This window comes from Aestuariivita sp., assembly GCF_021404545.1.
Classification (GTDB): Bacteria; Pseudomonadota; Alphaproteobacteria; order Rhodobacterales; family Rhodobacteraceae; genus Aestuariivita.
Genome location: NZ_JAAWWD010000062.1, coordinates 50947 through 71959, shown reverse-complemented (window position 1 = coordinate 71959; position 21013 = coordinate 50947). Strand labels below are relative to the sequence as shown.

23 protein-coding genes are annotated in these 21013 nt (G+C 64.2%); 1 reads left to right on the top strand and 22 read right to left on the bottom strand.

Going from position 1 to position 21013, the window contains the following annotated elements:
• Positions 1-247: 247 nt before the first annotated feature.
• The 7 genes from HEP69_RS19630 to HEP69_RS19600 are packed head-to-tail and all read right to left on the bottom strand — an operon-like array spanning position 248 to position 7308.
• Positions 248-1024: an aspartate/glutamate racemase family protein gene (locus HEP69_RS19630; RefSeq protein ID WP_290560196.1), complete on the bottom strand. Its 777-nt coding sequence runs from the start codon at positions 1022-1024 to the stop codon at positions 248-250.
• On the bottom strand, positions 1021-2334 hold the full coding sequence (locus tag HEP69_RS19625; protein ID WP_290560195.1) for a TRAP transporter large permease: 1314 nt from the start codon (positions 2332-2334) through the stop codon (positions 1021-1023). Before HEP69_RS19625 ends, HEP69_RS19630 begins: the two co-directional genes overlap by 4 nt.
• A gap of 3 nt (positions 2335-2337) precedes the next feature.
• Entirely contained in the window at positions 2338-2877 is a 540-nt protein-coding gene (locus HEP69_RS19620) for a TRAP transporter small permease subunit (RefSeq protein WP_290560194.1), read from the bottom strand.
• Entirely contained in the window at positions 2877-3884 is a 1008-nt protein-coding gene (locus HEP69_RS19615; RefSeq protein WP_290560193.1) for a TRAP transporter substrate-binding protein, read from the bottom strand. Before HEP69_RS19615 ends, HEP69_RS19620 begins: the two co-directional genes overlap by 1 nt.
• Before the next feature lie 34 nt (positions 3885-3918).
• Positions 3919-5409, bottom strand: coding sequence for an aldehyde dehydrogenase (locus tag HEP69_RS19610; protein ID WP_290560191.1), 1491 nt, complete (start codon positions 5407-5409; stop codon positions 3919-3921).
• The gene (locus HEP69_RS19605) at positions 5406-6131 is read right to left on the bottom strand and encodes an SDR family oxidoreductase (RefSeq protein ID WP_290560190.1); all 726 of its coding nucleotides are present in this window, start codon (positions 6129-6131) and stop codon (positions 5406-5408) included. Before HEP69_RS19605 ends, HEP69_RS19610 begins: the two co-directional genes overlap by 4 nt.
• A gap of 1 nt (position 6132) precedes the next feature.
• Positions 6133-7308: an FAD-dependent monooxygenase gene (locus tag HEP69_RS19600; RefSeq protein ID WP_290560189.1), complete on the bottom strand. Its 1176-nt coding sequence runs from the start codon at positions 7306-7308 to the stop codon at positions 6133-6135.
• A gap of 94 nt (positions 7309-7402) precedes the next feature.
• Here HEP69_RS19600 and HEP69_RS19595 point away from each other — a divergent pair, with 94 nt between their 5' ends.
• Positions 7403-8260, top strand: coding sequence for a GntR family transcriptional regulator (locus HEP69_RS19595; RefSeq protein ID WP_366111663.1), 858 nt, complete (start codon positions 7403-7405; stop codon positions 8258-8260).
• 234 nt (positions 8261-8494) lie between these two features.
• Here HEP69_RS19595 and HEP69_RS19590 read toward each other — a convergent pair whose 3' ends face one another.
• From HEP69_RS19590 to phnG, 15 genes are all read right to left on the bottom strand, one after another.
• Positions 8495-9007 (bottom strand): pyridoxamine 5'-phosphate oxidase family protein, encoded by a 513-nt coding sequence (locus tag HEP69_RS19590; protein WP_290560188.1) that lies wholly within the window; start codon positions 9005-9007, stop codon positions 8495-8497.
• Positions 9000-10043 carry a lipocalin-like domain-containing protein gene (locus HEP69_RS19585; RefSeq protein WP_290560187.1) on the bottom strand — a complete coding sequence of 348 codons (1044 nt, stop codon included), beginning with the start codon at positions 10041-10043 and terminating at the stop codon, positions 9000-9002. Before HEP69_RS19585 ends, HEP69_RS19590 begins: the two co-directional genes overlap by 8 nt.
• Positions 10033-12435 (bottom strand): FtsX-like permease family protein, encoded by a 2403-nt coding sequence (locus tag HEP69_RS19580; protein ID WP_290560186.1) that lies wholly within the window; start codon positions 12433-12435, stop codon positions 10033-10035. Before HEP69_RS19580 ends, HEP69_RS19585 begins: the two co-directional genes overlap by 11 nt.
• The gene (locus HEP69_RS19575) at positions 12432-13088 is read right to left on the bottom strand and encodes an ABC transporter ATP-binding protein (RefSeq protein WP_290560185.1); all 657 of its coding nucleotides are present in this window, start codon (positions 13086-13088) and stop codon (positions 12432-12434) included. Before HEP69_RS19575 ends, HEP69_RS19580 begins: the two co-directional genes overlap by 4 nt.
• A 408-nt stretch (positions 13089-13496) precedes the next feature.
• On the bottom strand, positions 13497-14636 hold the full coding sequence (locus HEP69_RS19570) for an alpha-D-ribose 1-methylphosphonate 5-triphosphate diphosphatase (RefSeq protein ID WP_290560184.1): 1140 nt from the start codon (positions 14634-14636) through the stop codon (positions 13497-13499).
• 25 nt (positions 14637-14661) lie between these two features.
• Positions 14662-15207 carry a phosphonate metabolism protein/1,5-bisphosphokinase (PRPP-forming) PhnN gene (gene phnN, locus HEP69_RS19565; RefSeq protein WP_290560183.1) on the bottom strand — a complete coding sequence of 182 codons (546 nt, stop codon included), beginning with the start codon at positions 15205-15207 and terminating at the stop codon, positions 14662-14664.
• Positions 15204-15887, bottom strand: a complete 684-nt coding sequence (gene phnL, locus HEP69_RS19560) for a phosphonate C-P lyase system protein PhnL (RefSeq protein WP_290560278.1) — start codon at positions 15885-15887, stop codon at positions 15204-15206. Before phnL ends, phnN begins: the two co-directional genes overlap by 4 nt.
• 33 nt (positions 15888-15920) lie before the next feature.
• Positions 15921-16691, bottom strand: coding sequence for a phosphonate C-P lyase system protein PhnK (phnK, locus tag HEP69_RS19555; RefSeq protein ID WP_290560182.1), 771 nt, complete (start codon positions 16689-16691; stop codon positions 15921-15923).
• Positions 16688-17029 (bottom strand): NIPSNAP family protein, encoded by a 342-nt coding sequence (locus HEP69_RS19550; RefSeq protein WP_290560181.1) that lies wholly within the window; start codon positions 17027-17029, stop codon positions 16688-16690. Before HEP69_RS19550 ends, phnK begins: the two co-directional genes overlap by 4 nt.
• A gap of 9 nt (positions 17030-17038) precedes the next feature.
• Entirely contained in the window at positions 17039-17440 is a 402-nt protein-coding gene (locus HEP69_RS19545) for a VOC family protein (RefSeq protein ID WP_290560180.1), read from the bottom strand.
• Positions 17437-18270 (bottom strand): alpha-D-ribose 1-methylphosphonate 5-phosphate C-P-lyase PhnJ, encoded by an 834-nt coding sequence (locus HEP69_RS19540; protein WP_290560179.1) that lies wholly within the window; start codon positions 18268-18270, stop codon positions 17437-17439. Before HEP69_RS19540 ends, HEP69_RS19545 begins: the two co-directional genes overlap by 4 nt.
• A complete protein-coding gene (locus HEP69_RS19535; RefSeq protein ID WP_290560178.1) occupies positions 18267-18869 on the bottom strand; it encodes an HAD family phosphatase in 603 nt (200 codons plus the stop codon). Before HEP69_RS19535 ends, HEP69_RS19540 begins: the two co-directional genes overlap by 4 nt.
• Positions 18866-19957, bottom strand: a complete 1092-nt coding sequence (locus HEP69_RS19530; RefSeq protein WP_290560176.1) for a carbon-phosphorus lyase complex subunit PhnI — start codon at positions 19955-19957, stop codon at positions 18866-18868. Before HEP69_RS19530 ends, HEP69_RS19535 begins: the two co-directional genes overlap by 4 nt.
• Positions 19957-20526 (bottom strand): phosphonate C-P lyase system protein PhnH, encoded by a 570-nt coding sequence (gene phnH, locus HEP69_RS19525; protein WP_290560175.1) that lies wholly within the window; start codon positions 20524-20526, stop codon positions 19957-19959. Before phnH ends, HEP69_RS19530 begins: the two co-directional genes overlap by 1 nt.
• Positions 20526-20981 (bottom strand): phosphonate C-P lyase system protein PhnG, encoded by a 456-nt coding sequence (phnG, locus tag HEP69_RS19520; protein ID WP_290560174.1) that lies wholly within the window; start codon positions 20979-20981, stop codon positions 20526-20528. Before phnG ends, phnH begins: the two co-directional genes overlap by 1 nt.
• Between the last annotated feature and the right edge of the window lie 32 nt (positions 20982-21013).

The following is a 21013-nucleotide window of genomic DNA, read 5'->3' as shown; positions in this document are numbered from 1 at the left end:
GGTGGTTGGGCTGACCCTACTTGCCGCGGATGTCATGGGAAAGACATGTCTTTGGATCAGCACAGACCGGTTGAACCTTAACAGCCGCGTGACGGAGTGCACCGGCGCGCCCGACCGACCCTGAAGCCGTGGATCTGTGAGCGTGCGACCACAGGCGCGCTCAACGCCTTGCCGCGCATTCCCCCAAGGAACGGGTATGTTCAAGGTTCGGTTTGCTTTCGCCCACTGGCAACCGCAGTCGCGCCGATTACGCCGGAAACAGCAACTCCAACCGGTCTTTCCAATGCGCGCCCTGACACCAGGACGCCAGGTCGCTCCCCTCCAATGCGTCCCAGCGGCGTTTCTGGGACGCAGCCCAGACCAAAGCCAGATTGCACGAAATCGCCGGGCGCAGCCCCGCCGCGCGCCCCGCAAGGATCGGACGAAGTGTCGCCATGCCGGTGCCCAGCATCAAGACCGCATCGACATCGCTTTGCGACAAACGGCGGTAGGCGTCCAAGACCCCCGCCCCGGTCATCGCGTAAATCGGATGAAACGCGCTGTCTTCCGGCGCCAACCCCTCTTTTGCGACAACCTCGAACCCGTGCGCCTCCCAATAGGGGGTACAGACGCGGTTCAGATCGTCGGGATAGGGCGACAAAAGCCCGATCCGACGCGCGTTCATGGCCCGCAATGCCGCCACTGAGGCAAGCGCAGCCGTCAAAAACGGCACCCCGCGCGCCGCTTCAACCTCATCGACGATGCGCGCCTCGGCCTCCAGCCCGATCAGATACGAGGCGCCGGTGCAGGCGGCTGCGATCACATCCATGGGCGCGTTGGCAAACGCTTCCGACGTGGCGGCAAAGCGTGTCGTGTAGTCAACCAGCCGCTCCGGGATCGTGCCCTTGGTGGAGGTCAGGCGTGCGTTCAACATCGACCAGCCGGGCGGCATCAACGCCCAGAGCTCTGGCTCGACCGTGGTGTTGGCCTGCGGCGTCAGCACACCCATCAGACCGGCGCGCCCGTATTCCAGCCCCTCGCTCATAGCCAGCCCAATTGCCCCGGCAACCACAGGCTGAGCGCGGGAAAAAGGATCAGAACGATCAACCGCGCCAGATCGGCAAAGACAAAGGGAACCACGCCGCGAAAGATCGTACGCAACGGCAGATCGCGCGCCATGCCATGCAGGACAAAGACATTGATGCCGATGGGCGGGGTGATCATCCCCAGCTCGATCACGACGATCATCACAACGCCCCACCAGATCGGATCATAGCCCATCCCGATCACCAGCGGATAGACAAAGGGCAGCGTCAGAACCATCGCAGCGATCGTGTCAAAAAGCGCCCCCAGCACCAGATAGAACAGCATCAACAGAAGGATCACCATCAACGGCTCCAACCCCAGACCTTCGATCCAGGCGACGGTTGCCGCGGGCAGGCCCGAGAGGGTGGCGAAATAGCTGAAAACCGATGCGCCGATGATGATGACGAAGATCAACCCGGTATTGGAGGCCGTCTCTCCCAGTGCCGAGAGGAACTTGGGCCGCGTCAGCCGCTTGCGAACGAGCGCCAGGAGCAGCGCGACCGAAGCACCGACCGAGGCCGCTTCGCTCACCGTGAAGATGCCGGAATAGATACCCCCCGACACGATCACCGCCAGCAGGATCACGGCCCAGCTCTTGCGCGCGGCGCGGCGCCGTTCGGGCCAGTCGATCCTTTCGCCCAGAGGGGCGAGACCAGGGTTGCGTTTGACCACAATGGCCACGGCCACGAAATAGAACGCAACGGCCATCAGCCCCGGCACGATGGCGGCCAGAAACAGCGCGATGATCGAGTTTTCGGTCAGAATGGCGTACAGGATCATCACCACAGACGGCGGCACGATCATCCCCAGGGTCCCGCCTGCCGCGATGGACCCCGCGGCCAACGATTTGGCGTATCCCCTCTCCAACATCTGCGGCAGTGCGATCCGCGCCATGGTGGCCGCCGTGGCCACCGATGATCCGCAGATCGCGCCAAAGCCTGCGCAGGCCCCCACGGTGGCAAAGATCAGCCCGCCGCGCCGGTGCCCCAGATAGACATAAGCCAGCCGATAAAGCTCATCCGAAAGCCCGCCCACATGTGCCAGGTTGCCCATCAGCAGGAACATCGCGATCACCGCCAGCCCTTCGGCGGCGATGGCGGCAGACGGCTCGGTCGCCAACAGGGTCAGTGCAGGGCCGAACCCGATGATCAGCCCGGTGCCCACCACGCCGATCACGCCCATGGCAATGCCCACCGGCACCTGAGCCAGGATCAGCACGAACATGGCGGCAAGGCCCACTAGGCCCGTTGTCAGCGGATCGTCGAACATGGCTCAGGCCACCTCGCCTTCATGTCTGAGATGTTCGTGCGCGGGCGCGCGACCGGTGATCAGCGACCGCCCCCAGGACCAGGTGACATAGACCTGTACCGGAAGGCACAGCGCCATGATCGCGGTGGTGCCCCACCACCAGGGCGCCAATGCAATGTCGATGGTGCGCGTCGTACGCCCTGCCGCGCCGTATTTCGCGGTCAGCTCTACGAACTGCCAGACCAGAACGCCGAAAAAGGCCAGCGTCACGAGGGCGGCAAAAAGCTCGAACGCGGCATTGGCGCGCGGCCCCGCGATGGCACCGATCACCCGCACCGTCACATTGGTCTGCCGCAGCAACCCGGCAGGAAAGCAACTGGCGATCACCAGGGGAAAGATCACCTCGCCATAATCCGAAAAGCCCGAAATGCGCGGCAGGCCCACCGTCCGGGCCGTTCCATCGTAGAAAATCAGCAGCGCCATGACCACCAGCCCGCAAAAGCCGATAATGGCCACGGTTTGCGTAATCCGGTCGAGCCGGGGGGCCACGGCGCCGCCTTGCATCAGCTGGCGCCCCGCATCTCGGCCAGCAGCGTCACCGCCGCGTCATAGACCGCCTGTCCATTGGGCGTTTCAGCGATCCAGGCCTCATGCACGACCTTGGCCTGTTCGGCATAGGCGTCGATGGTCGCGTCATCCGGTGTCACGATCTCGATCCGGCCTTCGGCGATCACATCGTCGCGGATGGCGTTGCCGATATCCGAATAGGCGCCGCCGCCCGCCTGGGCCATGGCCCGCCCGCCATGCTCCATAATCGCGGCCTGAGCGGCCTCGGACAGGCTGTTCCATTTATCCTCGTTCATCAACAACAGGAACGGAATGGCCCCGGCGGGCACCACATAGGCCTGATCCACCAATGGCAGCGATTTGAAGGTGCGCATGCCAGTCCAGCCCTGAATGGCCCCGTCCACGGTGCCCCGATTGAGGCCTTCATTCATCTCGGCCGAGCTCAGCGTCTGCGGGGCAGCGCCCAGCGCCTCCAGCCAGGACGCGTGAATGCCCCCGACCGAGCGGATCTTCATATTCGCCAGATCGTCCAGCGAGCCAATTTTTTTCTTCATGAACAACGCATTGGGTTCAGCGGCAAAAAAGCCGACCACATGCACCCCGTCAAAGCCGGTCAACAGGCCCATCTCATGCATCTGCCAGCCCACAACCGAAGCTTCCTCGGCGGTGCGGAAGAGAAACGGCAGCTCGAAGACCCCCATCTCCGGGAACTGGCCGGCGGTGTAGCCCGGCAACACCCAGGTGACATCGGCGACACCGTTCTGGACAAGCTCGAACTGCTTGAACGGGCTTTTGCCCAATGTCCCGCCCCAAAAGCCCTGCATGCGCACTTCATCGCCCGCAGCGGCGCTGACCGCCTCCATCCAGGGTTTGATGACCTGACTGACACCGACGCTTTGCTCCGGTACGAAAGTACCCACCTTGACCAGCTCTTGCGCGCTGAGCGGGAGCGCACAGGCAGCGGCAAGGGCCGCTCCGGCGAATGTCCTTTTCCAGTGTTTCATTTCAACCTCCTTGTTGATGTGTCCCCGTTTGGGGTCATGCCCCGAGTTTTCTCAGTGGCGGTGGATGGGTCGGGATCGTGAGCGTGCGCTCTTCGGTATAGAACGCCTCGCAGGCCGTCCCGCCCTCGCGGCCCACGCCGGATGTCTTGAACCCGCCAAAAGGCGCGCGCAGCTCGCGCATCATCGGCGTGTTGACCCAGACCACGCCAGACCTCATGCGCTCGCTCACCGACATCACCGTCGGCAGGTGATCCGACCAGATATAGGAGACAAGGCCAAAGCGCGTATCATTCGCGATGGAGATCGCCTGATCCTCCCCGTCGAACGGCAGGAAGGTGGCGAAGGGTCCAAAGATCTCGTCCTGGGCAACGCGGGCGCTGTTGTCGGGTACGGTGACGGCGGTGGGGGCAACGAAATACCCCTCTCCCAGATCGTCGCGGCGGGTGCCGCCAGTCAGAACGGCGCCGCCATCCGCAAGCGCGGTATCGACAAATCCAAGCACCCGGTCGCGATGCGCGGCACTGGCCAGCGGGCCCAGCTCGGTCCCGTCGGCCAGCGGATCGCCAACCCGAATCCGGCTCGCACGGTCGAGAAACCGATCCACGAAATCGTCAAAGATGCGGCGTTCGACCAGAATGCGCGACCCAGCCAGGCACTGCTGACCGTTGTTGGAGAATATGCCCAACAACGCCCCATCCAACGCCCGGTCGATATCGGCGGAGGCAAAGACGATATTGGCTGATTTGCCACCCAGCTCCAACGTGCAGGGCACCAGATTGCGGCCTGCCGCCGCCATGATCGTGCGCCCGGTCTGAGTACCACCGGTGAAACTCACCAGATCGACGCCGGGATGATCGACCAATGCCGCCCCGGTAACAGGGCCGCGCCCATTGACCAGGTTCAGCACCCCTTCGGGCAACACGTCCTGCAACAGCTCAACCAGTCGCGCCAGCGCAAGCGGTGTCTGTTCGGACGGCTTCAGAACGGCGGTATTGCCAAAGGCCAGGGCCGACGCGATCTTCATCGTGGCCAGGGCGACCGGTGCGTTCCATGGCGCGATCAATGCTGCCACGCCAACCGGCACGCGGCTTACGGTCGTCATGAACCCTGGTGCCTGATCCCAGCGTTGTCCCGCCGACTGGCTGATGAACTCGGCAAAAAAGCGGAAGTTGTAGGCTGCGCGCTGCATATGCCGCTCGCGCAGCTCGCGCAGCACCAGACCCGTTGCGGCACATTCCAGCCGTGCCAGCTCATCCACATGATCCAGAATGGTCTGGCGGCACCGCTCCAGATGGTCCATCCGCTCAGGTACCGAAAGGCTGGGCCACGGCCCCCGGTCAAAGGCCTCGCGCGCTGCGATAACCGCCTGATCCACGGCGCACGCATCATCCTCGACCAGGGTCGATATCCGCGCACCTGTCGCGGGATAGAACACCGGCAACTCGGTGCCGCCGCCGCCAGTGGCGCGATCCCCGGCCCATCCGGTGACGCGCGCGGGCGGTTCGATTGGCAGATCAAAACTCATGGCATGAACGCCCCCCCGTTGACATGCAACACCTGTCCGGTGACATAGCTGGCCTGATCCGATAGCAGAAACAGGATCGGCCCGGTGATATCGGCAGGCATGGCGATCCGTTTCATCGGATTGTTCGCGGCATAGCTCTCGATCTCCAACCGCAGGGGGGCATCTTCGTCCGACCGGCCCGTGCCGCCGCGCAAAAAAGCGGTATCGACGGCGGCGGGCGCGACGCAATTCACCCGGATCCCCGGCGCCAGCTCAAGCGCCATTTGTCGGGTCAGCGCGGCAATCCCCGCCTTGGCAATGGCGTAAGGCCCATATCCCGGGCGCGCGACATGACCCAGGCCGGACCCGATCTGCACAATCGCCCCACCTTCTGTCACATGCGGCGCGAACGCGCTGGCGGCAAAAAAGGCGGAGTTGAGATTGCCATTGATGACGTCCGCCCAATCCTGCGGCGTCCGGTCCAGCAGCGGCTCACTGGCGGTCATGAACCCGCAGAGATTGACAAAACCTTCGAGAGGCTCGCCCAAAACGCCTGCCGCGCGCGCGGCATCGGCCGGATCGCTGGCATCGACCGGATGCATCTCGACCCCGCCGATCCCATGCGCGTCGATTGAGGCGGGCAGATCGAAGATCACCGGGGTCCAGCCCACGGCCTGCGCGTCTGCCACCAATTGCCGACCGATCCCGCCGCATCCGCCCAATATGGCCAACCGCCGCGACATCCTAGAGTGTTTCCGCCCGGCGCAAGCCTTCGATCATCGAGGATCGAAGCAAAAAGCCGCGCGCCAGATCAGGGTCCGCGGCAATCCGTTTCATCTCATCGAGATGCGCGCGCCGGGTCTGGGGGTCGGTCGCATTCATGCGCGCGCGGTTCTTGTCCGCCTGCGCCACGATATCGTCGCGCGCGATCGGGCGGCGCTTGCGTTCATAGGTGTCCAGCACCAAATCGGGCGCGCCATTCGCGACCTCGATCAGCAGATCGGCCAAGAGCCAGGCATCATGCACGCCGCCATTCATGCCCATGCCGCCCTTGGGACTGTTGAGATGGGCCGCATCGCCTGCCAGAAACATCCGCCCCTCGGCATATCGCGAGGCCACGCGGCGATGCACCCGGTAGATGCGTTTTTCAACAATATCCATCTCGGCCGCGGCGGTGAGGATCTCGACCGTTTGTGCGCGGATGGCACCATCCTTCAAAGCCAGGTCGGGGCTTTGCCCGGTCCGCGGGTGCAGCGAGATGCGCCATAGATCGGGCAGTCGCAGCAGCGAAAAGGTGCCCCCCTCTTTCCAGATGTAATTCACGCCCGAAAGGCCGGGAAGAAAATCCTCGAACGGGAAATGGGTGGTCACCAGCACGGTGTTTTCGGGATAGGACCCACCCTCCCATTCCGCGCCGATCAAACGCCGCACCAGAGAGCGCGCCCCGTCGCAGCCCACCAGGACGCTGCCACGAATGCGCTGGCGGCCGACCACAACCGTAACGCCGTCGGCATCTTGTTCGGCATAATTGACCTGGCTGGAAAACCGCACCACTCCATCGGGCAACCGCCTGAGCAACGCGCGGCTGAGTTCCGCCTGCCGACATTGCAGCCGATAGGGGTGGCGGGTATCCTCGCTTAGCACCGACAGGTCAAACTCGGCACGCTCCTGGGTGGGGTGCATCCGGATTTGCCAGGTCGGTGTGATCCGTCCCTTGGAAATCAGCGCTTCGGTGATGCCGGAGGCTTCAAAAAAATCCAGCGTCGGCGGATGAAAGGTCGAAGCGCGCAGCTGATCGGCAATCTCGGCGTCGGCCTCGAACAGAATGCACGCGACACCCGCCTCGCTGAGCCGCCAGGCCAGCGTCAGACCGACAGGACCGGCCCCGACAATCAGCACAGGATCACGCGTCAGATCCACTGTTTTTCCTCTCTCGCCAGGCCGGATCGCGGCATCTAGCCAAAAATGATATATAGATATAACATTATTGCAATGGGCCTTGTAACTGAGATGAGTGTCGGAGTGTTTGCGCGTGAAATCAAAAGGGTACTCGAGAGCTGACGCGGATGAGAGTCGGGTACTGGACACCCGATCAGGGGTGCCGCTCTATCAGCAGATCTTCGTGATTCTGCAAAACAAGATTCAGTCCGGAGAACTGAGAAAAGGCGATACTGTCGCCACCGAGCAGGAAATCTGCACTGAGTTCGGTGTCTCGCGCATCACCGCAAGGCGCGCGCTGAACGAACTTGCCACGCGCGGCCTTGTCAAGCGTCAGCGGGGGCGCGGCACCCGTGTTGCCGAAGGGCCTGCACAGCCGGTCGACGCCTCAATCGACGGGCTTTTGGAGAATGTGGGCCATATCGGACGCACCACCACGGTGGAGGTTCTGCGCAACGGTGAGGTGCCCGCCGGCCGGGAAGCCGCCACCGCGCTGGGGCTGGCGCCCGGCGATACGGTCATTCGCGCCGTGCGGGTACGGCATTTGGAAAAGGCGCCCATGTCGTATCTGGTGACCTGGGTGCCGCCCGATATCGGGGCCCAGATCAGTGGGCAGGATATGTCGAACACCCCGCTTTTGCTGCTGCTGGAGGAGGCGGGCGTCCCGGTGGCAACCGCGCGCCAGACGATCACCGCGACACTGGCGGATGCCGAGGTGTCGGGCGCCCTGAATGTGCCTGCGGGCGCTCCGCTGATCGAGGTGCGACGCATCGTCTATGACATCCAGGAGCGTGCGGTGGAGTATATCAAGATCCTCTACAGGCCCGAGCTCTATCGGTTCGAGATGACGATGCATCGCATCAGCGGCGCCAATGGGCGCGTCTGGCATGCGCAAGACCAAGGCACGCTGGACGCGCCGGATACGGTTCGCTAACAGAGCGGCTGCGCCGCATTCTATTCTATTTGTGCGCGGCCGCACGGGCCTTGGGACGCTGTCCCAAACCCTGGGAATATTTAGAGCCAGAAGAAGCACGTGAGAGGTGCCAGGCGCCAGCCGGGTCTAGATCCTGCCAGGGGAACGGGCGGCACGGAGGACGGCCAACGCATCGACGACGCGTCTGCGGACGCCTATGGCGCAACCCGCTGCCCGGCCCGACCATCGGCCGCGTCAAGGAGGCACGGCGGTGGCGCGTGCCCAGTTCCAGACGGTCGATCCGCTCGATCTGACATTGCAAGACGGCAAATCGGGTCGCATCCGGGTGCGCGATGACATCAAACGGGGCCGGTATCGGCGACCGGGCGGCGGATCCGCACCCTGCCCAACCCGCATGATCGTGGGACCTTTGGCCCAGTGGGTGGCGATGACGTCTGCGCTGAGGCGATCGACCCGTGTTGCCAGCCGGATGTGCAAACGCGGGTGCGGGTCCCAGACCAGCAGTTCTGCCTGCGCAGGAGCGGTCAGGCTCCGGCATTTGGCGGAGGCGAGATCGGTAGGCACCTCGATGCGGGACCGGGGCCGGTCTGCGGCGCGCATCACAAGCGTGCGCGCCTCTGGCACGCCGTCGGGCGAGACGGTGGCGAAACTTGGGTGTCGCGCGGCCGATCCAGGCGTGATCACCCCGTCCGCGAGCCGCTGCCAGGCAAGATCCGGAAACGCCGTCAGATCGGCGAGATCACTCATAACCCGTCATCTCCAGATATCCCCGGCCCCGGTGGCTGCCGGTGATCAACACGGGCCCCTCCCAATAGGGGAGAGACACGTCCATCCAGGATTGCGGGTTCACCGCGCCGACCGTCACATCGACGCCTTTCTCGGGCAACTCCACCCGCCAGCGTATGGGCACCGTGCGCCCGGCGACCTGGGTTTGCTCCAATGGCGTTGCCTGGAATGCCCCGTCGGGAAAGGCGGTGGTGACCCCGTCCGGTTCGATCCAGGTGGCAGAGGTGAAATGACTGCCATCCTCCTGGCGCAGGCGAAATCCCATCAGCTTGGTTCCTGCCTCAAATGACAGAGAGAACCAGTCCCAGCCGGTTTGATCCTCGGCCAGCGGTTGAGAGGACCATTCGCGATCCAGCCACGCCGCCCCCGTCACCGGCACATCCCCTTGGGGAAGACTGAGCACGCCGTCGACTGCAAAGAACGGCTGGGAGTAATAATAGCTGGCCTGCCCCTTGGCCGATTTTACCGAATAGCCCCCCTCGCCGTGAAAGACCAAGGGGCCTTGCGCGCTGAGCGCCAGATCGTATCGAAAGGCCGGGCCGGAGGCCGTGAGCCGCATCTGGTCAAAGCGCGCGCCCGCCATCTGCCAATCGTCGATCCAGGCGGCAAAGGGCTGGACAGTGACCCCGGCCTGCCCGATGCCGCCGCGTGCAAGACGTTCGGCGACAAAGTGATCCTCTGGCGTGGTGACGGCGGCATGGGCGAACCAGATCTGCGGGTCGCCCCAGCCCTCTTCGGAGTGCGGCGCAAGGGCGGATCGAAAGAGCGTCCATTGCACCCCATAGATCGCGCCATCCGGTCCGGTAAGGTTGGCCGTCAGATACCACCATTCGATGCGGTAATCTGGATGCGGGCCATGATCTGCTGGAAAATCGAACCGCGGATTGGGTTGTGGGACCGCAAAGCCGTCCGCATCGGTGCCGAGCCCGGCAAAGCCTTGTGCCAAAGCTGCACATGGAAGCAGGCAGAGGGCAAGGACGAGAGCTCTAACGCTCATTGGCAAACACCTTCAACAACTCACCCGGCGCGGTGCGCGCCAGCCGCCGTGCCGGCCAGAGCGCCGCCATAACGGCCGCCATCAGCGCAAAAAGGCCGAGCCGCGCATAATCAAGGGGGAAGAGATACATCGGCAATCGCCAACCGAACGCCTCCACATTCACGATTGTCAAAAGAACCCAGGCCAGCGCCAGTCCCAGCGGCAGCGCCAACACTGCGGTCAAGAGCGCCAGAACCACGGCGCGCAACAACTCAAGTCGCCCAAGCGTCGCACGGGTCAATCCCAGCGCCCAGACCGGGGCAAGCTGCGGCAATCGGATCGCGGCCAGTGTGAGCAGGCTCATCAGAATGGCAAAGCCGGCCACGGCCAGGGTCAGCACGTTCAGCGCCCCGGTCACGGTAAAGGTCCGCTCGAACACCTCAAGCGAGAAGGCTTTGATGTCTTTTTGGTCGATCATCACGGCCTCTGACATCCCGAACTCGCTGGTCAGCGCAGTGCGCAGCCTGTCTGCATCGTCGGTGCGCAGGCCGAACCGGGTTGCGATGATGTCGGGGAACAGGCGCTGAAAAAGCGCTTCGGAGATCACCGCCTGGCCGATCGGATTGCCGTAATCGGCGACGATCCCGATCACCGGCAGGATCACATCCGGTGCCACCGCCAGTTCCCCTCCGACCCAAAGGCCGGAGCGGCGCGCCAATTGCTCATTCACGATCACCGCCTCGCCCGCCGCGACACGGTCCCAGACCGGCCCGTCCGAGGCCAGAAACCGCCAGTTCTCGCGATAGGTCATGCCGATGCGGGCGCCATAGAGATCGGCAGGCAAACCGGCCATACGGGTCTCGACCGACAGAACCGGCAGAACCTCCCGGGCGCGACCCTCCAGGAACGCCTCGAGGGCAGCAGCCTCGCGCGCATCCTCGACCCCGACAAAAAGCTCGGGCGCCAATCGCTGATCAAGAAAGCCGACGAAGGTCAGACGGAAGCTCGACACCATGGTCGACACGCCGATATTCGCCGCAATCGCCAGCAACAGTGCCATCAGGGCAAGGCTCATCCCCGGCAATTGCTGGCGGGTGTCGGCCCAGAACCAGTGTGCGACCACGCCGCGTGCGCGGGCCTGACAGATGCCGAGCACAATGCGCAGCAGCAGTGGCAGCGCGAGGGCAGCACCGGTCAGAAGGCATGCCAGCAGAGCAAACCCCATCACCATACCCGATCCCCATAGCGCCAGCGCGCCCGCACCGAGCAGCAATCCGGCGGCCAAGGCCCCCGACCGTGCCGCGCCCGCCCCGCGTGCCATGACCCACGCGCGCGGTCTTGCGCTGGCCAGAAGCGGCATGCGCGCGATCTGCCAAAGCGCGCCTGCGGCGGCCATCGCCGTTCCGCCCAGCGCTATGGCATAGCCCGACAACCACCAGCCCGGGCGCAGCCGGATGGAACCGGCTACATCCGCTCCGTAAAGCCCGCGCAGAGTGGCCGCCACATCCGGCAGCAGCATCGCCGCGATGAGATATCCCAAGACCACACCCAGAGTGCCTGCAAGCAATGCGAATACCGCCAGTTCGGCGACCATCAGCCACACCAGACGGCGCAACGGCAGACCCAGCGCGCGCAGCGTCCTCACCATGGTGCGGCGTTGCTCAAACGCCAGCCCGATCGCCCCGTGAACGATAAAGATGCCCACTGCAAAGCTCAGAAACCCAAATGCGGTCAGGTTCAGATGAAAGCTGTCGGTCAGCCGACCCAGGTCACTGCCCTCCTGAGCGACGCGGCGCATTAGGTCCGGAGCCAGTTCAGTCAGCGGAACGAGGCCCTTGGGCTGAACCTGTGCCAGGATCAGCCGGGTCAACACTCCCCCGCGATCCAAGAGCCGTTGCGCCACACCGATATCCGTCAATGCCAGACCTGGGGCGACAGACGGGTCCACGATCACCTCAAGATCGACGACGCTCGCGATCTGGGCTGCCGTGACCGCATCGGCAAAGATGATCCCGTCCGACAGAAAGGAGACCAGGTCCATATCCTCGCCACCCAACGCCACCGGCGACAGCCCGCCCGGGCTGGTCATCGGGTCGAGGCCCAGCAGACGTATGCTGCCGTCCGGCGTGGCCAACCGTCCCTCCAGCACCGGCGAGACCTGCCAGCCCGCCCGCCTGAGCGCGATGTATCTCTCCTGCGGGATCGTCTCGCCCACACGCGGCAAGAGCTGATCAAAGCGCCCTTCACCCAGTGTTGCCGCGGCGGCATCGTAGCTCGCCCGCGCTTCGGCGTTGATCGCCTGAACGCCGGACCAGAGCGCCGTGGCCAGCGCCAGACCGGCGATCAGTGTGAAAAGCTGGAGCGGGTTGCGCGCCCAGTGCGACCAGAGCGCCGCCAGCGCCGCGCCAGTCATGCCAGATGACCGCCGCTCAGATGCACGCGCCTGCCCATGCGCGCGGCCACACCGGCAGAATGCGTCACCACCATCAGAGCCGCTCCGGTTTCGGCCACCAGGTCCAGCATCTGGGTCAGAACCTCTCCCGCCGTGGCCTCGTCGAGATTGCCGGTCGGTTCGTCCGCCAATACCAGCCGGGGCCGCGCGGCAAGCGTGCGGGCGATGGCGACGCGCTGTTGTTGACCGCCCGACAACGCCTCGGGATATTTGCGCAAGTGATCGGTCAGCCCCAGCGCGCGCGCCAGGTCCTCGATCCGGGTCGGATCGGCCTGTGCGGACAGACGTGCCTGAAATGCGATGTTGGCGGCAACATCCAATGAGGGGATCAGGTTAAACTGCTGAAAAACCACGCCAACCTCATGGCGCCTGAGCGCCGCACGGCCTTGATCATCGAGAGTGGTCACCTCCTGCCCCGCGATACGGATGCTGCCGCTATCGGCGTGATCGAGCCCACCCACCAGATGCAGCAGAGTGCTTTTGCCCGATCCGGATTCGCCGGTCAGCGCCAATGTCTGCCCCACATCAAGGCTCAAGTCGACGCCGCGCAGAACCGGCACCGGCCCATCGGAGCTGGGGTAGGATTTGGTCAGGTTTTCGATCTCAAGCAGCATGCCTGCTCAGCTATCACATGATCGCAAAAGAAAAAGGGGCATGCGGCAATCGGACGTGGCACGCCTGAGCGGGATCACCCCACCCGCTGCAAGGATCGCGGGCCGGATGATCCGTCCGCAGGCATCGGACGTGACCCGACCTATGGCCAGCAAGGCCTTTGGTCCGGCAACGCGGGCGAAGACGCGAGTGATACCGACCAGCGGGTCATGACGTCGGCGAGGCAGGAAGAGCTGAACGCGACGTGAGGCGGCAAACCAGTGGCAAAGCTGACCTGTTCGCCGATCAGACCGTCCGCCACACAGACCCTGTCAGAAAATTCTCTTGGGCCTGCCCTTCAACCCAGCGGCGGTGGTATCGCGAAGAACGTGCGCCTTGCTGCCCTGATCGGACCCGCGGAGGGGCCGTGCTTAGCTTACCCTGCGGCCATGGCTCCAGACCGCGCGGACCACGGGCATCTGACCGATCCGCGCGACCCGCACCAGATCGGCATGAAGCCCCTGGTCGATCCGGCCCCGATCCGCCAATCGGGCGGAGCGCGCAGGCGCGCCGGTCACGGTCGAGATCCCGCGGGGCAAATCGCCCCACAGATCTGCCAGCAGGAACGCACCGGTCAGCAGGGCAGACGGGACATAGTCGGATGACAGAATGTCGAGCAGCCCGGCCTCAGCCAGATCATGCGCCGCGACATTGCCCGAATGCGACCCGCCCCGGATCAGGTTGGGCGCCCCCATCATCACCGCGATACCATGCTCGTGACAGGCTTCTGCGGCTTCATGTGTTGTCGGAAACTCTGCCAGACGGATGCCGTGGTCGGCCGAGACCTGCACCTGACCGCGCGTCGTATCATCATGGCTGGCCAGGATCGCGCCCAGCCGCGCGGCCTCGGACACGGCCACCCGTTCGTGCCGGTCGCCATGCTGATCGCGCAGCGTCCTGAGCGTGCTGACATGCACGTCGAAATCCGCATCCGTCATGTTGTTCTTGCCCTGCACGTAGAGCTTGAGCTTGGAGATATCGCGGAACTGCCGTTGCCCTGGGGTGTGATCCATCACGCTGACCAGGCCGACGCGGTCTTCGGGCGTGAACTCGGCCAGCTCTTGCTCCAGCGTTTCCGAACAAACCTCGGCCCGCAAATGCAGAAAATGGCTGATCCTCAGAGCGCCGACATTGCGCATCTCCATCAGCTCGGTGGCCAGAGGGCGCGCGTATCTCAGATACCGCCCCTTGCCCGATGGAATCGAGCCCACGCGCATCGCGTCAAAGACGGTGGTCACGCCGACACTCGCCAACTCACCGTCGTGAGCCAGGATCGCGGGACCATGCGGCCAGTCCACGCGCGGGCGCGGCTGGATATGACGTTCAAGGTTATCTGTGTGCAGTTCGATCAGACCGGGAATGATCAGATCGCCCTCGCAATCAACCGCCGATGGGGCCCGGCTGGACCCGTCGGATATGTCGGCAATCCGTCCGTCGCGGATCACCAAAGTACCGTCGCGGACCGCGTCTTCCATGACCAGACGGGCCTGTGTCAGGATTGTTTCTTGCACGTGATCTGTCCCTTTCATGGATGTGTCAGGCGGTCTCAAGGTCGAGAACGGCCAGACAGGCGGCAACGCTGCGCTCCAGCGGGCAGGAGTTGTCGATTTCCGTAACAGACAGGCCGGATGGGACCGGCGGCGTGGTGCGGGCGATCCGCCGCGCGATCTCGTCTGGCGTCTCGCGACCGCGTGCGGCCAGTCGCGCGGCCCGCACCGCCGCATCGGCGGTGATATGCAGAACCTGCATGCCAGGAAAGGCCGTCTGCGCCTCTCTCAGCATTGCGCGGGAACCATTGAACATCGCGTCCCGCCCTTCCGAGAGCGCGACATGCGCGGTCACCGGAATACCGTAATGCAAGCCATGCGCCTCCCAGCTCAGCGCGAATTCACCTGCATTGCGGCGCGCCTCGAACGCGGCCAGGCTGACGCCCTCGAAGGGCTCGCCGCCCGCCGTCTCGGGCCGGGTGATCACGCGGCGTACCCAATGCAGCTCGGGCCGCGCCTTGGCGAGCGCCGCCATCACGGTGTCCTTGCCGACCCCTGAGGCGCCGACCACCGCATAGATCCGGCCCCACCTCATGCCGCCAGCCCTGGGGTAAACCGCGCCACGTCGATTTCCCGGTCCGCGACGCGGGTTCGAGCGGCCTCATCATGGAAGATCCCGATGATCGCGGCCCCGCGCGCCTTGGCCTCATCAATCAGGCTCAGCACGGTCTCCCGGTTGGCGGCATCAAGGCTGGCCGTGGGTTCATCCAAAAGCAGAGCCGGATAGGTATGGGCAAAGCCGCGAGCGATGTTCACCCGCTGTTGCTCACCGCCCGAAAATGTCGTGGGTGATAGTCCCCAGAGTGCCTCAGGAATGCGCAGGCGGGTCAGCAGTTCACGCGCCCGGACCAGCGCGGTATCTCTGGGAGTGCCCAGCGCCAGAAGCGGCTCGGCGACCACCTCGCGTGTGGGAACCCGTGGCACGACCCGCAGAAACTGGCTGACATAACCCAGGGTTTCGCGGCGCAGTGCCAGAACATCGCGCGGCTCGGCGCCCACCAACTCGACCCCGCCCACGCGGACCGATCCCGCGTCGGCCAGGTAATTGCCATAGACCATACGCATCAACGTCGATTTGCCCGCGCCAGACTGCCCGGTCAGCGCCACGCATTCACCCGCCGCCACCGACAGGCTGGCGCCGTCCATCACCCGGATCGTGGCCCCCCCCTGATTGTGCAGGGTGAAACTCTTGCCCAGGTTCTCAATCTCGATCATCGGCGTTGCCTTTCGTTGCATGCCCCCGGCCCCTCAGACCTGAAGCACCGAGGACACCAGAAGCTGGCTATAGGGGTGTTGTGGATCGTCGAGCACCTGATCGGTCAGTCCGGCCTCCACGACATGGCCGCCTTTCATGACCATGATGCGATGCGCCAGGAGCCGCACAACCGCCAGATCGTGGGTCACGATGAGGGCCGACAGCCCCATCTCGCGCACCAGCCCGCGCATCAGATCCAAGAGCCGCGCCTGCACGCTGACATCCAGGCCGCCGGTGGGCTCGTCCATGAACACCAGCCGAGGACCGGTCACCAGGTTGCGCGCGATTTGCAGGCGCTGCTGCATGCCGCCCGAAAAAGACGAGGGACGATCGTCGATCCGTTCTTCCAGGATTTCGACCCGGCCCAGCCAATCGGTCGCCGTTGCGCGGATATCGCCATAGTGACGCGCACCCACGGCCATCAGTCGCTCGCCAACATTGCCGCCCGCGCTGACACTCATCCGCAGCCCATCGCGCGGGTTCTGGTGGACAAAGGCCCAATCGGTGCGGCTGAGCATCCGCCGTTCCGGCTCGCTAAGGGTCAGTGTGTCGCGCAAGCCTTGGCCTCGCATATCGTAGAGAACCTCGCCCCGATCAGGAGCCAGATGCCCGGCAAGACAATTGAGCAAGGTCGATTTGCCCGACCCGCTTTCGCCCACGATCCCCATCACTTCTCCGGGGTAGAGATCAAAGCTGACATCGGTGCAGCCGATGCGGCCACCATAGGTCTTGGCGATGTCACGAACGGACAAGAGCCGGGTCATGATGCCTCTCCAATCGGGTGTGAGAATGCGGTCGGATGCAGGATCAGATCCTCGATCCCCAGAACGAAATCGCCGTGTTCGGCGGCGGTTGCGGCCTTGATGTCCTTCCATTCCGCATCGGCCATGAACGCAGCCCAGCAATCGGCCATCTCATCCTCGTCGTTCCAGGCCAAAAGATAGACAAAGCGCAGCGCCTCATCCGCGTCCGAGGTCCACATGGCCTGAATGCGGAACCCATAGCGGTCGGTCATGATCCGTGCCGCATGATCGCGAAACCGGTCCAGAAACGGGCCGCGATTGCCGGGGGGAACCTGGTAGATACGCAGTTGATTGATCATCGTTGAACCTCATCGCGGGTCATAGCTGACCTCCAGCCGTGTGCCGCCCGGCTCACGGATCATGAAATGGATCTTCGGGCCCTTGCCCGAAGGTTCAGGCGCAAACTCGACAACCACCTTCGGCCAGTCCTTGACCTGCTCGAACAGGGTGCGCAGCGCCGCCTCGGATCCGATTTTCAGGGCGGTGTGGTGCAGGCCCAGATTGGCATGGCGATCGAACGTTGGCCCATCCACCTGGGTCTGCTGCCAAAGCGTGATCTTGCTGACGCCATCGGTCACATAGGTCGACGGGTAATCGGGATTGCCGCCAAACTGCGTCCAGCCCAGCGCCTCGACAAAAAAGGCGCGGCTTGCGGCCAGATCGCCAACCGTCAGGCCCAGATGGTCGATGCCTTGGGTCAGGGCCGTCATGCCGCCTGCCCCGCGCGGCGCCCAGCGCAATAGTCAGTGTCCGAACACACGAACATCCGCCCGCCCGCGTCATCGACGATCACCTCGTCAAGATAGCTGTCCTCCGCACCGCAGAGCGCGCAGGGATGATCCGCCTTGGACGCCTCGAACGGGTGATCCTCGAAATCAAGGCTGACCACTTGGGTATAGGGTGGGATCGCATAGATACGCTGCTCCCGTCCCGCGCCAAAAAGCTGGATCGCGGCCATTTCCATCTTGGGATTGTCGAATTTCGGGATCGGCGAAGGATCCATGACATAGCGCCCCTCGACCCTGACCGGATAGGCGTAGGCGGTCGCGATATGGCCGTGGCGCGCGATATCCTCGTAAAGCTTCACATGCATCAGCCCGTATTCCTCAAGGCTGTGCATCTTGCGGGTCTCGGTCTCGCGCGGCTCCAGAAACCGCAACGGCTCGGGGATGGGCACCTGATAGACAAGGATCTGATCCTCGCCCAGGGGCTCTTCGGGGATACGGTGGCGGGTTTGGATGACCGTCGCCTCGCTGGTGTGTTCCGTGGTCGCAACCTCAGCCGTCTTTTCAAAGAATTTGCGGATCGACACCGCGTTTGTGGTGTCATCCGCACCCTGGTCGATGACCTTGAGCTGATCGTCGGGCGTGAGGCAAGCCGCCGTCACCTGCACCCCGCCGGTGCCCCAGCCATAGGGCATCGGCATCTCGCGTGAGGCAAAGGGCACCTGATAGCCGGGGATCGCGACACCTTTGAGGATCGCGCGTCGGATCATGCGCTTGGTCTGCTCGTCGAGATAGGCGAAATTATAGTCGCTCACAGCAGCCCCCGGTCCTGCAACGCCGCCTCGAGGGCGGGCGCGCCGGTGAAATGAATGCCATCCATGCCCACCGCACGGGCCCCGTCCACATTGTGCAGCCCGTCGTCGACGAACACGCAATCCTGCGGTGTCACGCCCGCGCGCTCACACAGCAGATGAAAGATACGGGCATCGGGTTTCATCACCCCTTCGCGGCCCGAGATCACCGTGACGCCAAAAACCTCGGCCAGGCGCGGCTGGGATTTCAACCCCTCGGGCCAGGTCTCCGCCGACCAGTTGGTGATCGCATGCACCGAAACATCGCGTGTCTTGAGCCGGTCGATCAACTCCCATGTGCCGGGGATCGCGCTTTCCACCGCGCGCGCATAGCCCGGCACGTATTGGCGCATCAGGCGGGCGTCTTCGGGATCGTCGAGTTCTGCCGCAAGGTCGTCAAACCGCGCGCCATTGTCTGCCCGCGCATTTCGCGCCTTGAAATCCGCGCGGGCCATAAACGTCTCGACCGCGCCGCGCGAACCCAGCTCGTCAATCCAGACCAGATGCGGCTGCCAGTCCACCAGCACCCCGCCAATATCAAACACCACAACAGACGGTTTCATTCGGCAGCTTCCTTTTGTGTGGCCGCCAACGCGTCGGCCCGCAATTTTCGGATCAGTTCCAGTTCGGACTGGAAATCGACGTAATGGGGCAGCTTGATATGCTCCAGAAATCCGGTGGCCTGGATATTGTCGGCATGGCTGAGCACGAACTCCTCATCCTGGGCGGGCGCGCCGGTCCTGTCCTCTCCCAGCTCCTCCCATCTGAGCGCACGGTCGACCAGCGCCATGGAAATCGCCTTGCGCTCGGAATGACCAAAGACCAGGCCATAGCCGCGGGTGAACTGTGCCGGTTCGGTCTTGGAGCCGGTGAACTGGTTGACGGTCTCGCATTCGGTGAGCTGCACTTCACCGATCTCGATCGCAAAACCCAGCTCGGGGATCTCCATCTCCACCGGGACTGTGCCGACCCGCATCTCGCCCACGAAAGGGTGGTTGCGCCCGTAGCCGCGCTGGGTCGAATAGGCCATGCCCAGCACAAAGCCTTCATCGCCGCGTGTGAGCGCCTGAAGCCGCAAGGGCCGCTCGGCGGGGTATTCCATCGGCTCGCGGGTCATGTCGGGGGGGGTCGCATCCGACGGCATTTCGGGCTGGATCAACCCGTCGCGATCCAGGAAATCGGTGACACGCGGTTTGGGCGCAGGATCAGGCGCAGCCTGCGCGACCTCGGCCAGGCCCTCGCTCTCGGCGGCCAGCGCAAAATCGAGAAGCCGGTGCGTGTAATCAAAGGTCGGGCCCAGAACCTGCCCGCCGGGCAGATCCTTGAACGTGGCGCTGATGCGCCGGTCACAGCGCATCGCGGAGGTCTCCACCGGTTCGGAATGCCCGATCCGGGGCAACGTCGTGCGATAGGCGCGGATCAAAAAGATCGCCTCGATCAGATCTCCGCGCGCCTGTTTGATCGCCAGCGCGGCCAGGTCCGGATCGTACAGCGATCCCTCTGCCATCACCCGGCAGACCGCAAGGCCAAGCTGCTGCCGGATCTGATCAAGGCTCAGCTCTGCGACGCCTGTGTCGCCGCGCCGCTCCTCGGCCAGCCACTGATGGGCATTGTCAATCGCCCGCTCACCCCCTTTGACGGCAACATACATCAGATCGCCTCCACATATGTGCTGCGCGGCAGACCGGCCAGACGGGTTCCGCAGGTGAAAAAGAAATCGAGGCCAAGCGGAAAGAGGGCGCGGTTGGCCTGAAACAGGTCAGTATCAGGCAGGCAAAGACGCGCGCTGTCCTCAATCCCGGGTCCCGAAAGCCGGGCACCGCCGGGCTCCAACGCCTCCGTCTCGACAATCAGCGTGGCCGCGCGGTCGGGATATTCCGGCGTGCCGATGGCAAAGCGGTGATGGGGCCCAAGGGCAGACCATGTGCCCAATGCGAAATGCGCCCCTTCCGGCGCCACAATCGGGGCACCGATATGGAAGGCAATCCACTCCCGGATCTCCGGCGTATCGCAAGCGCCTGCCAGATGGATCGGTGTTTCCGGGTCGCAAAGGACCAGCAACAGCGTCGCCGCCGCGTCCGAGACCGGAGACGGGGCCTGCGCACCTGCAATCTCCTCAATCCGGCCAGGACGCGCCAGCGCCGAAAGAGCGGCGCGAAAACCCGTGGCCGACTGAACCGCAGGGTTGGAGAAGCCCCCCGTGAGAACATCGGTCTGCATCAATCCTCCCCCCGAACCATCGTAAAGAAATCGACCTTGGTGGCCGCGGCGCGGGCGGCGCGCGCCGCGCGGCGCTCGGTCTCTTCGCGTTCAAGCGGGCCAAGCACCTGACTGCGGATCTCGTCGGCGCGCCCGGTCTGCATCAAAGCATCGACCAACGCCGCGCGTTCGGCATGCGCCCGGAAGCAACCCTGCACATAGGCATGGCCAACCGCCCCGTTCGTCAGACGCAGCGCACACCGGGTGACCGTCATCTCACCAAGGTTGAATGCGGCACCGGTACCGCCCGCGCGACCGCGTACCATCACGCCCCCAGTCTCTGGCGGGCGCAGCCAATCATGCGCGGGCAGCCCCCCAACCTGTCGGAGAAGGGCGTCCAGCCGCGCCTGGGGTGCGCGGGCCAAAAGGCCCATCCAGGATTTTCGGTCCATCTCAGGACCTGTTTGATCAAGCATCTAGACACCTTGCGGATTTGTCTATATTTGTC

Excerpts from the sequence above, each read along its gene's own strand:
- HEP69_RS19630 (WP_290560196.1), bottom strand. The coding sequence starts at position 1,024 with ATGAGCGAGGGGCTGGAATACGGGCGCGCCGGTCTGATGGGTGTGCTG.
- HEP69_RS19625 (WP_290560195.1), bottom strand. The coding sequence starts at position 2,334 with ATGTTCGACGATCCGCTGACAACGGGCCTAGTGGGCCTTGCCGCCATG.
- HEP69_RS19620 (WP_290560194.1), bottom strand. The coding sequence starts at position 2,877 with ATGCAAGGCGGCGCCGTGGCCCCCCGGCTCGACCGGATTACGCAAACC.
- HEP69_RS19615 (WP_290560193.1), bottom strand. The coding sequence starts at position 3,884 with ATGAAACACTGGAAAAGGACATTCGCCGGAGCGGCCCTTGCCGCTGCC.
- HEP69_RS19610 (WP_290560191.1), bottom strand. The coding sequence starts at position 5,409 with ATGAGTTTTGATCTGCCAATCGAACCGCCCGCGCGCGTCACCGGATGG.
- HEP69_RS19605 (WP_290560190.1), bottom strand. The coding sequence starts at position 6,131 with ATGTCGCGGCGGTTGGCCATATTGGGCGGATGCGGCGGGATCGGTCGG.
- HEP69_RS19590 (WP_290560188.1), bottom strand. The coding sequence starts at position 9,007 with ATGAGTGATCTCGCCGATCTGACGGCGTTTCCGGATCTTGCCTGGCAG.
- HEP69_RS19585 (WP_290560187.1), bottom strand. The coding sequence starts at position 10,043 with ATGAGCGTTAGAGCTCTCGTCCTTGCCCTCTGCCTGCTTCCATGTGCA.
- HEP69_RS19580 (WP_290560186.1), bottom strand. The coding sequence starts at position 12,435 with ATGACTGGCGCGGCGCTGGCGGCGCTCTGGTCGCACTGGGCGCGCAAC.
- HEP69_RS19575 (WP_290560185.1), bottom strand. The coding sequence starts at position 13,088 with ATGCTGCTTGAGATCGAAAACCTGACCAAATCCTACCCCAGCTCCGAT.
- phnN (WP_290560183.1), bottom strand. The coding sequence starts at position 15,207 with ATGAGGTGGGGCCGGATCTATGCGGTGGTCGGCGCCTCAGGGGTCGGC.
- phnL (WP_290560278.1), bottom strand. The coding sequence starts at position 15,887 with ATGATCGAGATTGAGAACCTGGGCAAGAGTTTCACCCTGCACAATCAG.
- phnK (WP_290560182.1), bottom strand. The coding sequence starts at position 16,691 with ATGACCCGGCTCTTGTCCGTTCGTGACATCGCCAAGACCTATGGTGGC.
- HEP69_RS19550 (WP_290560181.1), bottom strand. The coding sequence starts at position 17,029 with ATGATCAATCAACTGCGTATCTACCAGGTTCCCCCCGGCAATCGCGGC.
- HEP69_RS19545 (WP_290560180.1), bottom strand. The coding sequence starts at position 17,440 with ATGACGGCCCTGACCCAAGGCATCGACCATCTGGGCCTGACGGTTGGC.
- HEP69_RS19535 (WP_290560178.1), bottom strand. The coding sequence starts at position 18,869 with ATGAAACCGTCTGTTGTGGTGTTTGATATTGGCGGGGTGCTGGTGGAC.
- HEP69_RS19530 (WP_290560176.1), bottom strand. The coding sequence starts at position 19,957 with ATGTATGTTGCCGTCAAAGGGGGTGAGCGGGCGATTGACAATGCCCAT.
- phnH (WP_290560175.1), bottom strand. The coding sequence starts at position 20,526 with ATGCAGACCGATGTTCTCACGGGGGGCTTCTCCAACCCTGCGGTTCAG.
- phnG (WP_290560174.1), bottom strand. The coding sequence starts at position 20,981 with ATGCTTGATCAAACAGGTCCTGAGATGGACCGAAAATCCTGGATGGGC.